We start from the raw sequence: 12694 nt of genomic DNA, 5'->3' as shown, positions 1-12694 counted from the left end.
TCGATGAAGGAAACAGTCGATCGAGTAATCGATGATTATATAAACACATATGAGTTGCAGTCTATTTTTAATAAAGAAATCCGTTCGAAATTCTCGCTATATACGTTTGAACAGGGAGAACGAATCGGTGATCAAGGGGGACCTGCCGAGCATCTATATGTTCTTGTAAAGGGTAAAGTGAAGATTTATACCACTTCAGAAGAAGGAAAGACGCTTATTCTATCGTTTAAAACGCCGATTGAACTGATCGGAGATATTGAATATGTGCGAGGAGGGAGCTTGATCAATACAGTAGAAGCGGTCTCGACTGTTCAACTTCTAGGCATACCTTACACTGCTTTAAGAAAACACGGTGGAGATGATCCAGCTTTCCTTCAGTTTTTACTCAAAATCATTACGGATAAATTTTATATGAAATCGAACTCCTTAAACTTCACCATCATGCAATCTGTCGAGGTGAGGCTGGCAAGTTACCTTCTCTCCGTTACAGAAGATGAACATGCGAAGGCTGATGATAAAAAAGTTAATCTTACGGATGCATCGAATCTAATCGGAACGAGCTACCGTCACCTTAATCGTATTATAAAGAAGTTCTGTGAAGAAGGTTTGATCGAACGAAGTAGCGGTGGGATTGTAGTGAAAGATCGAAAAGGACTAGAAGCGTTGGTCGGTAAAAGTATATATGAATAAGTTAACATGTTAGAGGTGGTTGAAAGATGATGATCGGTTTAATCATGGCAGTTGTTGCAGGTTCGTTCGTCAGTTTGCAAAACATATTCAATAGTAAAGTGAGTGAACGAGCAGGATCCCTAGTTACAACCACGCTTGTACTAGGCCTCGGCTTTCTCGCTTCCCTCGTAATAGGATTGTTTGTTGAGGGCGGCAATCTATTTATGCTCACTGATATGAAGCCCTGGTATTGGTTATGTGGGGCAATCGGTGTAGGGGTTGTGGTTTGTTTGGTACAAAGTATCAAACACCTTGGACCGACGTTCGCAATTTCAATCGTCATGGCGTCACAATTAGGTTTTGCAATCATATCAGATTCACTCGGCATTTTTGGTTTAAAACAAGTCCCTTTTACATTCCAGCAGTTATTAGCTGTTATCGTGATCGTAGCAGGAATGCTTATTTTTAAGATGAGTGGGAAGAAAGATGAAGAGGTTGCGAAGGCTGCTTAAAAGGTTGTGTACTTTCCATAAGACCCCTCAATGACCATCCAAGTTAACATGATGAGTTAGATGTGGGCATATAAAGTTATAATGATGGAAGCGTTAATCTAAAAAAAGGATTACGCTTCTTTTTGTTTAAGATTAGTAGTGGTGCAGTTTATTTGAAGAAGACAATTAAAGAAAAGGAGGAGTTATTTTGTTTCATATTTTCAACTTCATATAACTATTCATAAGAGGTCCGCCTCCAGTTATGAATCGATCAAAATCTGATACAAAAATCGTAAATGGAGGTCTTTATAGTGAATGGACAAGATTTTAAAAAAAGAGAAGTAGATAAGGTACTAGATTTCTTAGAACAAAATAGGTTGTTTAGCGGAGTCGTCCTTTTATCTGAGCATGGTAAACCTTTCTACAAGCGAGGAATAGGGAAAAGAAATGATAGAGAACATCATTCCTATCATTCGATTTTCGAAATTGCTTCTATATCAAAAAGCTTTACAGCTATTGCAATTATGATTCTAATCGAGGAGGGAGAGCTTACACTAGACGATCACCTAGAAAAGTTCTTCCCTTATCTTCCCTTTAAGGACATTACAATAAAAAATATGTTAAATCACACCTCTGGGCTGCCAGATTATATGGAATGGTTTGAAACAGCGGGAAATTGGGATCGAGGTACAATTGCTACCAATAAAGATGTGGTTCAATTCTTGAGGAACGAAAAGCCTGCAGTATTATTTCAAGTAAATGAAAAGTGGGAGTATTGTAATACGGGATATGTATTACTGGCAGAAATCATAGAGATGGTTTCGGAAATGGAGTACGGAGAGTTTTTAGCCAAAAGAATATTCAAACCTTTAAATATGTACAATACATCAACGTATTCACAATTTCTAGATAATGAAATTGAAAACTTTTCACTAGGCTATATCTATGATTGGAAACAGAATTTGTACAGACTTCCTAATGAGTTGGACGACCATAACTATGCATATTATCTTGACGGAATCAAAGGTGATGGAGGGATAAAATCCACCGTAGATGATTTACTAATTTGGGAGCGTTCTATTTACGATAGTAATCTGTTAGCTGAAAAAACAAAGAAAGCTATGATTAATCCAGTGCTCGTTAATGGAAGCGCTGAGTATTGCCATTCTTTGCATAAGGGTATAGGAGGATATGGATTCGGATGGAAAATTGAAGATCACACTCACTATAAGAAGATTGTTCTTCATGATGGATATTGGGCGGGTTATTGTTCTGGATTAATTAGTTATAAAGATTATGATAAAGGAATAGTAATGCTAAATAATTTAGATTTCACCGAAAGCGAATATAATAAGATACCTCATTTGTTAACTCTTACTTTGGAAAGAATATTGTTTGGTGGCAAAGCGGAGCTGCATGAGTTTGAGAAGTTAATTATGCCAATTCGTATAAAATAAGGGAAGATCTTGAAGAGGAGAACCGCCCCTTTTGCTGCAAGCGAGGACTGCTATGCTATTTGAAAATCCAGATAGTAAGAAAGTAGGATAAAATAAGAAACCACCAAAAAAAGGCAACCTACTATGAGGTTGCCTTTTTCATACTATACTGCTTCTTGTGTTTCATCTGTGTTCTTTTGTTCTTTTTTACGTTTCATTTGTGCAGCTCCTACGAAAATAGCTGTTAGTAAGCCGCCAAGAATAACGAGGAACGTGATCTTAGAAGAGAGTAGCTCGATTAAGTTTCCAAGAAGAATTCCAACCACTGCAAAGTCCGAGTCACCAAACGTCGTTCCTTCGAATCCTAGTGAACCGAGGACTGGAAGAAGAAGCGCTGGCAAGAAGCTGATGAGAGCTCCATTTGCCATTGAGCCAAAAATCGCTCCTTTTCGTCCACCAGTTGCATTTCCGAATACGCCTGCTGCTGCACCTGTAAAGAAGTGTGGAACAAGACCAGGTACAATGACTTTAAGTCCGAGCAGGGGGAGGATGAACATGCTCAAAAGCCCTGCTACGAAGCTAAAGAAAAACCCGATGATAACGGCATTGTTTGCAAATGGGAATACAGACGGGCAATCGAGTGCTGGAATGGAATTCGGTACGACTTTATCAGCAATTCCCTTAAATGCAGGAACGATTTCAGATAGAAGCATTCTTACGCCGGCTAGAATGATGTAGACACCAGCTGCAAACGTTAGTGCTTGCATGAAAGAGAAAACAAGGAAGTTTGTTCCGCCGCTTAACTCTGATTCAATGAAAGAAGGTCCAGTAAAGAATGCGACGACGATGAAAAGTATGGCCATTGTCAGTGAGACAGATACGGATGTGTCCCGAAGGAAATTTAGTGTCTTCGGAACTTTAATTTCTTCAGTAGATCTTGAGTTCTTTCCCACTGCTTTACCCACAGCTGCTGCTAAGAAGTAACCGAACGAGCCGAAGTGGCCAATCGCAAAGTCATCACTGCCAGTGATTTTTCTTGTATAAGGTTGAAGAAGTGCAGGAAGAAGAACCATAAGTGATCCAAGAATAACAGAGCCTGTGACGATCATCGTGATACCGCTAAATCCGCCAGTTGTTAGGATAACAGCGATAAGACATGCCATGAACATCGTGTGGTGGCCCGTAAGGAAGATATATTTAAAAGGCGTCACACGTGCTAGGATGATGTTCACGACCATTCCGAACAGCATGATCATCGCCGTTTCTGCACCAAATGATTCCTGTGCTAACGCAACGATTGCTTCATTGTTCGGGATGATACCTTGGATTGCAAAAGCATGATCGAACATGCTGCTGAAGTTATTGAGGGAGGCTACTAGTACAGTAGCGCCTGCCCCCAGAATAACAAAGCCCATGATCGTCTTGAGCGTACCAGATATAACGTTCGCAAAGTCCTTCTTCTGAAGAAGGAGACCGATTAGGGCGAATAGCCCGACAAGGATAGCCGGTGTTCCTAAGATGTCCTTCATTATAAGATCGACCATAATTAAGCCCCTTTCAGATTTGCTTCGATCGCCGTTCTTAGCTCGTTCTTATCCATAAGGTTGTTTAGCTTGATCACATTGCGGTTTCCATCTTCAAGATTTTCTACGATTTCTGTTGAACCTAAGAAGTAATCAGCGTTCTCTGATTTACTCGTTGTAAGGTCCGTGTGATCCACTTCAGCTTCGATTCCTAGTTCATCAAGAATCTTCTTTACGTTCATCTCCACAATAAAGCTACTTCCAAGTCCATTTCCACATACTACTAGAATTTTTTTCATTTGATAGTCTCTCCCTTAATTTGAGTATTTTGATACGAGTTTGATAATGTCTTCTTTTTCAGTTGAGTTATAGATAATATCCAGGTTCTCTTCTTCAGATAGTAAGTCTGAAAGCTGTGCAAGTGCTTTGAGGTGCGTTTCGTTATCCACCGCAGCAAGCACGATCAGTAGTTTTACCTGGTGCTTGTCTTTGTCAGAAAAAGGAACCGTTTCATCTAAGCGAAGCAAGCTCATACCCACTGTGTTGACGCCTTCCTCAGGACGCGCATGTGGGATTGCGATTCCTGGCGCAATCACGACATATGGTCCTAGTTCTTCTACATTCTTGATCATTGCATCGATATACGTAGAAGAAATCTGCTCCTTCGTTAGAAGAGGCGATGCCGCTGTTCTTATCGCTTCTTTCCAGTCTGTTGTGTGTGAAGCGAATTGAATCGTTTCTTCGTGCAGTAAGTCATTTAACATAGGTCTTTCAAACCTTTCTATTGGTAAGGTGGTTGGTGTAGGATCGAAAAGTTGATTCAATTCGTTCCTCAATGCTTCCTCGTCACGTATTGTTCCGTGCTTCTTTACTAATTCCATAACGATGTCACTCGTAGGTGCTTTGGAATCGTTCGGTGTCGACTGGACTTCATCCATCCAATGAAGGATTTTTTCCTTATCTTGTTGCGTCAAAATCGGACTGACCGTTAGAACTGGCAACGTTTCATGGTGTAGTGGAGAAGTCGAAAAGACGTAATTGATGTCATAGTGATTGTTGATAAACTGTCTTTTTGAAACTGTTCCGACGATTTCAACATTTGTTAAAAGCTTTTCCAACTGGCCTTTTAAGATGTTCGACGTTCCGATTCCCTTCTCACAAACAATGATTGCTTTTCCAACCGTTATTTCCGGCAGCTCTTCTTTCTGCATCCAGGCACCAAAGTGCATGGCAAGATACGCGATTTCATCATCTGGTAGTTTCTTAGACGTCATGGATTCGACCGGCCAGATGGCTCGTTTTGTGATCGAAAAGACGTCTGGATATTCCTGTTGAACGGATGCTGTTAACTCGTTCGTGATCGGAACGTTGTACTTTAATCGGTAGTATGTTGGCTTAAGATGAAGAAAGAGAGCGTTTTCAAGTTCTTTTCGTTGTTCGAAAAGGATGCATGCATAGATTTGAAATTCATGTACGATTTCACTCACAACTTCTCTAAGCTTCTCGATCTCAAGGTTACCAACCGCACTCACTTCTGAGTAATTCACTCGTGATCCGAGTAGATGCATGGTGATGAAACAAATCTCATCGGTAGAAAGTGTAAGTTTGAATTGAGATTCTAATTCCTCTGAAATACGAGTTGCAGCATCGAACTCTCTTGTTGATGAGACGGCTTCCTTTTCATCAGGGTCAAGTTGAATGCGGTGTTCCCCTTTCAATCTTTGAAGGAGCACAACGAGTTGAATAGCGAGAACCTGAATCGTATCGTCCGTTAGTTCGACCTTCAGAATTGGCTCGACGTTCATGATGATCTGCTTCATTGGAATAAGGTTAGAATAAATGTAGTCTTCGCCGTTTTTTACGAGCGGATAGACGACATTCATCATTTCCGTTAATTGTTCATTCGTTAGAACTTCAGTAAGAAAACGACTCAACAACCTGCGCTTGTTCTCTTCTTTTCCTTCGACGACGTAACCAGTCGAACGCTCAAACTGTAAGTTCAGCTCTTCATCTTCTAACAGTTGAATAACGAGCTTCAAGTCTTTCGAAACTGTTCCACGACTCACCTTTGTTCGCTCCATGAAATCTTTCATAAAGATAGACTGATCATTCGTTAAAAGTTCGATCCCAATCAACGTGACACGTTCCGTTTGTGAGTAATGGTATTGCCATTCTTTTAATTCTTTCATCAAATTAGGAACGTTCTCTTTCGTTTGTTCGGGTAGGTAATAGCCCATCCCCTGTTGTGTTTGGATGATCGGTAACTTGTTATCTTCTAACCAGTCGTTGATCTTTTTTAAGTCATAATGAACAGTTCGCTTTGAAATACCTAGCTGCTCGGTTACTTGATCAACCGTAACGAGATCAGTTGCATTTACGAGTTTCGTTAATAGAAATGTACTTCTTTCATCGAGTGACATGGAGATCTCCAACTCCTTACGATTGCAAAATGATACATATAAAACAAATCATGATTTGATAATACCAAGTATAATGTAGGTAGAATGCATATGAAAGGGTTTGCAAGGTATAGTCTTTGTATTTTGCGAATTTGCAAAAGTGAACGGTATTAATTTCAATATTTTGCTAATTAATTATCCAGATATAACCAGAAAAGAAGGGGTTAATATTGAGGTCTATTTAAAGAATGATTAGGAGCGTAATCCTGTGGGGAGAAAAATGAGTGTTATTGATTATGAAACAACAAAAAAAGCACCCTACGAGATGCTCTTGAATCAGATTGGTCGATTCATAGTCTAGTAGGGTGCTTGCTCATTATGCGTTTTGAGAAGTCATAACATTTTTATTAGATTTGAGATCGAAACGATCAGCATTCATGATCTTAACCCACGCATTTACGAAATCTCTAACAAATTTCTCTTTGTTATCTTCCTGCGCGTATACTTCAACAACAGCACGTAGGACTGAGTTTGAACCGAAGACGAGGTCTACACGGGAAGCTGTTCTTACGAGCTCGCCTGTTTTGCGATCGCGGCCTTCGTATTCATTGAATTCTTTCGGCTTCCATTCGATTCCCATATCGAGTAGGTTCACGAAGAAGTCGTTCGTAAGCGCTCCGACGTTATCGGTGAATACGCCGTGCTTCGAGTTGTTATAGTTTGTTCCTAGTACACGCATACCACCTATTAGCACTGTCATTTCTGGTGCAGATAGACCAAGTAATTGTGCTTTATCAACGAGTAGTTCTTCTGGGCTCAACGTGTACTCTTTCTTCTGGTAATTGCGGAAGCCATCTGCCATCGGCTCTAGTACGTCAAAGCTTTCAACATCTGTTTGCTCTTCAGTAGCATCGCCTCGACCAGGAGAAAATGGAACGGTAATATCAACGCCTGCATCTTTTGCAGCTTTTTCTACAGCAGCGCTACCACCAAGGACAATTAAGTCAGCTAGGCTAACATTTTTATCGAGATCATTTTGAATGTCTTTATAAACGGAAAGTACTCTTGAAAGCTGTTCAGGCTCATTTACTTCCCAATTCTTCATTGGCTCAAGACGAATGCGAGCACCGTTTGCACCACCGCGATTATCTGAGCCTCGGAACGTGCTAGCTGAAGCCCATGCAGTTGTGACAAGTTCGCTGATCGTTAATCCAGAGCTAAGAATCTTCGATTTTAGATCTTCGATTTCACCGTCCGTCAATTCATAATCAACAGTTGGAATAGGATCTTGCCAGATCAAATCTTCTTGTGGCACTTCAGGTCCAAGGTATCTTGCTTTCGGTCCCATATCACGGTGAAGCAATTTGAACCATGCGCGTGCGAACACATCTGCAAAGTATTCAGGATCCTGATGAAAGCGACGTGAAATTTTTTCATAAATTGGATCTTCACGAAGAGCCATATCAGCAGTTGTCATCATCGTATTCACTTTGATTGCGGGGTTTTCAGCATCAGGTGCCAAATGTTCTTCTTTCGGGTTCACTGGTTTCCACTGATTTGCACCAGCAGCACTCTTTGTTAGCTCCCATTCGTAACCGAATAGGAGATCATAGTAGCCGTTATCCCATTTCGTTGGATTCGCGGTCCAAGCGCCATCAATACCACTTGTAATCGTGTCGCGTCCTTTACCACTACCATGTGTGCTCTTCCAGCCTAAGCCTTGCTCCTCGATGTCCGCTGCTTCCGGAGCTGCGCTAACATGCGCTTCTGCATCTCCTGCACCGTGTGCTTTACCGAATGTGTGTCCACCGGCTGTTAGTGCAACTGTTTCCTCATCGTTCATTCCCATCCGGGCAAACGTTTCTCGGATGTCGCGTGCACTTGCGAGCGGATCTGGATTACCGTTAGGACCTTCAGGGTTAACATAAATGAGCCCCATTTGTACGGCAGCAAGTGGGCTTTCAAGCTCACGGTCGCCAGAATAACGGTTGTCAGCTAACCACTCTTTTTCCATTCCCCAATAAATATCTTCTTCTGGATGCCAAACGTCTTCACGTCCACCACCAAAGCCAAATGTTTTCAAGCCCATGTCTTCGAGCGCAACATTACCTGTTAGAACAAGCAAGTCAGCCCAAGAAATCTTATTTCCGTATTTTTGCTTCACTGGCCACAAGAGACGACGCGCTTTATCAAGGTTAGCATTATCTGGCCAGCTGTTTAGTGGTGCGAAACGCTGTGATCCAGTTGCGCCACCGCCACGTCCGTCACCTGTACGGTATGTACCGGCAGCATGCCAAGACATACGGATGAAAAGTGGTCCGTAGTGACCATAGTCAGCAGGCCACCAGTCCTGGCTGTTCGTCATTACGTCACGAAGATCTTGTTTCAGCGCGTAATAGTCTAGTTTTTCGAATTCTTCCGCGTAATCGAAGTCTTCTCCAAGCGGATTTGTCTTCGTGTCATGTTGATGCAGAATATGAAGGTTCAGTTGGTTTGGCCACCAGTCTTTGTTCGTCGTACCAACTTGTGTTGTAGTGATTGCATTTTCCTCTTTCGTTTTCCCGTGTGAGACAGGGCATTGCCCAGCAGCTGCTTGGCTATCGTGCATTTCGTTTTTATCCATATGGTAATTTCCCTCCTAAAAATGAGTAAAAATTTGTGATAACTCTTCTCAGATTATAATTATAATAAATTAATAATCATTTTGAAAGAAAAACGACTCTATTTTTTTAAAAATTTTTGAGACTACTATTATGACACTAGTATCGAATGTGTTTAAGGTCAGGATGTGCTAGTGAGCATTCTAATAAATGACCGATACCTATGATAAAATGAGACAAGAAGTTTGATGAGATTCTGTGCGAGATACATACGAGAACGCCTTAATAATAAAAAGAAGGACGAGGCCAATGGAAATTAACGTAACGAACAAAACGATAATAGAAAAATGCGGTAACCTTTCCTTCAAAAGAGGAGAGTCTTATTATCGTTCAAACAAAGTGAAAATCAATGCGTATCGTATGGACTATTGTGAAGCGACGGTTACTGGGACAGAAGATTTTCAAGTGACGATTGTCAAAGGGGTGGCGGGAGATTATAAGGGTGAATGTAGCTGTCCTTCCTTAGTGAATTTCCAAAAGGATTGTCAGCATATTGCGGCGGTTTTAATCGCGATTAGAGATTATCATCAGCGCACGATTTCGCCGGATACCCATTCTGATCATTCATCGAACAATGAACTGACTGAAGATTTTATGAAGCTTTTTGATGAGAAACCTACAAGAACGGGTGAGCAACGATTTTTTGAGAATAGAGAATCTCTTGATGCTACGTTTACTTGTAAACCAGTTTCAGTGGGGGACGGTGAATACTTACTAGGGATCGAAATTGCAATCGAACACAAGGTAGTGCATCATGTTCGAGACTTCCTGTTGGATGTTAAACAAGGAAAAGCGAGTAAACTTTCTACTGGGCTTATGTATGACCCGAAGATCCATTACTTTACAGTGGAAGCTGATGCGATCATCCATCATCTTATCCGAGTTGTCTTGGACGAAGAAGCATTTCTTGAAACGATCGATGCGACGTCAGATGGTTTAATTACGAGTAGTATGTTACTAATTCCACCATCGACTTGGATGAAGCTTGTACCACTTTTAACAACAGGATCAGTAGCAACTATCGAGTACAACGGCCAGTTATTTGATAGCATCCAAATAATAGACGGGACGCCACCAGTCACCTTTTTATTCGACGAAATAAGAGATAATACCTTCCGATTAACGATGAAAGGTTTGGAGCGAATGCTCATGTTGAGGTCATATCGCTCTGTCCTTTGTAATGGGAAGATGTTTCAACTGGATTGGCGGGATTCCGATCGGTTATTTGAACTCACGCAAATGCTTTCACCAGAAAGTAAGAATCATATTATGATTCCTGAGCAGCATATCGATCATTTTCTAGGAAAAATCGTTCCAGACTTGAAAAGGATTGGGAATGTTCAATTGTCCCATGCGATCAATCAGAGGTTTTACAAAACGCCACTCACTGCGAAACTATATTTAGATCGGCTGAAGAATCGTTTACTCGCGGGGCTAGAATTTCACTACGATGGCATCATGATTCAGCCACTCGAAAGCAGGGATGCTACAACAGGTCAGGCTGTTATTAGAGATATTGATAAGGAAGAAGAAATTCTCACACTCATGGACGAAAGTGGATTTTCCAAAACTGACGGTGGTTATCACATGCAAAATGAAGCGCTCGAATATGACTTTCTGCATCATATCGTTCCTAAGCTGCAGAAGAAGCTACAACTCTATGCCACTTCGTCTGTTCGGAATCGACTTGTGAGAAAGGAGAATCATCCTACTATTCGGGTGAAGCATAAAAAGAGGGAACGCACGAACTGGCTGGAATTTAAGTTTGAAATGGATGGGATCTCAGATAATCAAGTTCGAGAGATATTAGAAGCATTAGAAGAAAAGCGGAAATATTACCGACTTCCAAACGGCTCGCTTTTATCGCTTGAAACGAGTGAAATGGAGGAGATCCATCGCTTCCTAACCACTGTACCCCCGCAGGATGAGGATTTTGAAACGACGTTAAATCTCCCGGTCGCACAGGGTATTCCTATTCTAAATACAATGGGCGAGGTCGTTCAAAAAGAAGAGTCAGTCAAGAACTTACTAGATGGGTTCTACCATCCTGAACGCCTGGATATTGAAGTGCCTATTGGGTTAGAGCACATCTTGCGAGATTATCAGATCACAGGATACAAATGGTTGAAAACCTTAGCTAGCTATGGCTTTGGTGGCGTACTAGCTGATGATATGGGACTCGGTAAAACGTTGCAGACCATCACCTACATCACATCCGAGCTCTCGGCGATTCGAGAGAGCGAGAAATCCATTCTAATCGTCTGTCCATCATCGCTCACGTATAACTGGTTACACGAAATGAAGAAGTTTGCGCCAGACATTCGAGCGATCGTAATCGATGGGAAGAAAACAAACCGAGATACCTTACAAAAGGATAGTGGGGAAGTAGATGTGTTGATCACATCCTACCCGCTCCTCCGTAGAGATATCAAATGGTATGAACATCAATCCTTTCATACGGTCTTTTTTGATGAAGCACAAGCCTTTAAGAATCCCGCTACACAGACGGCACGCGCGGTTAAAAAGCTTAGAGCAGACCAAAAGTTCGGGTTAACAGGAACACCTGTCGAAAACGCCATCGAAGAGCTTTGGTCGATTTATTATGTTGTGTTTCCACAACTATTTGGTGGGCTGAAAGACTATAGTCATTTAACAAGGAAAACCATCGCACGGAGAGTGCGGCCCTTCTTGCTTCGAAGAATGAAAGAGGATGTGCTTGCTGAGTTACCTGACAAAATGGAGTCGCTTGAATTAACAGAACTGTTGCCTGAACAAAAGAAACTTTATGCTGCCTACTTAGCGAAGCTGAAAACTGATACCTTAAAGCACCTAGACAGAGATACAATCCGTAAGAATCGGATAAAGATCTTGGCTGGTTTAACACGACTGAGACAAATTTGTTGTCATCCCTCATTGTTCGTAGACGGGTACAAAGGGAGTTCAGCGAAGTTTGATCAGCTTCTTAACATTATCGAAGATTCTCGCCGCTCTGGTAGAAGAGTTTTGATCTTCTCTCAATTCACCAGCATGCTGAAGTTGATTGGAAGAGAACTCACGATGCGAGGTTATCCTTATTTTTATCTTGATGGAGAAACACCTGCAGAAACACGGTTAGAAACGTGTGATCGATTTAACAATGGCGAGAGAGATCTGTTTCTAATCTCTTTAAAAGCGGGTGGTACTGGTCTCAACTTAACTGGAGCAGATACCGTTGTCTTATATGATCTTTGGTGGAACCCTGCAGTAGAGGAGCAAGCAGCAGATCGAACGCACCGCATCGGTCAGGACAAGGTAGTTAACGTCATCAAGCTCGTTGCACGTGGCACGATCGAAGAGAAAATGAATGACCTTCAAGATAAAAAAAGAGAGCTTATCTCTGACATTGTGAATTCTGGCGAGAATGCGCGAACGACATTAACAGAAGAAGATATACGGGATATCTTTATGGAGTGAAAGTGAAAATAAAAAACGAACAAATAAAAGGCAAGAGTTCACGTAGAACTCTTGCCTTTTTAT

The 12694-nt window shown here is 41.5% G+C and carries 8 protein-coding genes; 4 read left to right on the top strand and 4 right to left on the bottom strand.

What is annotated here, in order from left to right; genetic code table 11:
• The first annotated feature begins 3 nt into the window (after window positions 1-3).
• The 3 genes from LCM09_RS04590 (at window position 4) to LCM09_RS04580 (ending at window position 2617) form a co-directional block, all read left to right on the top strand.
• Window positions 4-690, top strand: a complete 687-nt coding sequence (locus tag LCM09_RS04590; RefSeq protein WP_224879032.1) for a Crp/Fnr family transcriptional regulator — start codon at window positions 4-6, stop codon at window positions 688-690.
• A 26-nt stretch (window positions 691-716) separates the two neighbouring features.
• On the top strand, window positions 717-1181 hold the full coding sequence (locus LCM09_RS04585; RefSeq protein WP_224879030.1) for a DMT family transporter: 465 nt from the start codon (window positions 717-719) through the stop codon (window positions 1179-1181).
• 290 nt (window positions 1182-1471) lie between these two features.
• Window positions 1472-2617 (top strand): serine hydrolase domain-containing protein, encoded by a 1146-nt coding sequence (locus LCM09_RS04580; protein ID WP_224879028.1) that lies wholly within the window; start codon window positions 1472-1474, stop codon window positions 2615-2617.
• A gap of 143 nt (window positions 2618-2760) precedes the next feature.
• On the opposite strand, the gene ulaA is transcribed toward LCM09_RS04580, so the two are convergent.
• The 4 genes from ulaA to katG form a co-directional block, all read right to left on the bottom strand.
• Window positions 2761-4140, bottom strand: a complete 1380-nt coding sequence (gene ulaA, locus LCM09_RS04575; protein WP_224879026.1) for a PTS ascorbate transporter subunit IIC — start codon at window positions 4138-4140, stop codon at window positions 2761-2763.
• Between the two features lie 2 nt (window positions 4141-4142).
• Window positions 4143-4418 (bottom strand): PTS sugar transporter subunit IIB, encoded by a 276-nt coding sequence (locus LCM09_RS04570; protein WP_224879025.1) that lies wholly within the window; start codon window positions 4416-4418, stop codon window positions 4143-4145.
• A 15-nt stretch (window positions 4419-4433) separates the two neighbouring features.
• On the bottom strand, window positions 4434-6539 hold the full coding sequence (locus LCM09_RS04565; protein WP_224879023.1) for a BglG family transcription antiterminator: 2106 nt from the start codon (window positions 6537-6539) through the stop codon (window positions 4434-4436).
• Window positions 6540-6894: 355 nt separating this feature from the next.
• Complete coding sequence (gene katG, locus LCM09_RS04560) at window positions 6895-9141, bottom strand: catalase/peroxidase HPI (RefSeq protein WP_224879021.1); 2247 nt, start codon at window positions 9139-9141, stop codon at window positions 6895-6897.
• 286 nt (window positions 9142-9427) lie between these two features.
• On the opposite strand from katG, the gene LCM09_RS04555 reads away from it, so the two are divergent.
• Window positions 9428-12631 carry a DEAD/DEAH box helicase gene (locus LCM09_RS04555; RefSeq protein WP_224879019.1) on the top strand — a complete coding sequence of 1068 codons (3204 nt, stop codon included), beginning with the start codon at window positions 9428-9430 and terminating at the stop codon, window positions 12629-12631.
• The last annotated feature ends 63 nt before the right edge of the window (window positions 12632-12694 follow it).

The sequence above is a fragment of the Guptibacillus algicola genome, assembly GCF_020171805.1.
GTDB classification, from domain to species: Bacteria; Bacillota; Bacilli; order Bacillales; family Guptibacillaceae; genus Guptibacillus; species Guptibacillus algicola.
Note: the sequence above shows the minus strand (reverse complement) of the source record. Positions and strands in the feature narration are given on the sequence as shown.

Coding starts and splice junctions, on each gene's coding strand:
- LCM09_RS04565 (WP_224879023.1), bottom strand. CDS start 6,539: ATGTCACTCGATGAAAGAAGTACATTTCTATTAACGAAACTCGTAAAT.
- katG (WP_224879021.1), bottom strand. CDS start 9,141: ATGGATAAAAACGAAATGCACGATAGCCAAGCAGCTGCTGGGCAATGC.
- LCM09_RS04590 (WP_224879032.1), top strand. CDS start 4: ATGAAGGAAACAGTCGATCGAGTAATCGATGATTATATAAACACATAT.
- LCM09_RS04585 (WP_224879030.1), top strand. CDS start 717: ATGATGATCGGTTTAATCATGGCAGTTGTTGCAGGTTCGTTCGTCAGT.
- LCM09_RS04570 (WP_224879025.1), bottom strand. CDS start 4,418: ATGAAAAAAATTCTAGTAGTATGTGGAAATGGACTTGGAAGTAGCTTT.
- ulaA (WP_224879026.1), bottom strand. CDS start 4,140: ATGGTCGATCTTATAATGAAGGACATCTTAGGAACACCGGCTATCCTT.
- LCM09_RS04555 (WP_224879019.1), top strand. CDS start 9,428: ATGGAAATTAACGTAACGAACAAAACGATAATAGAAAAATGCGGTAAC.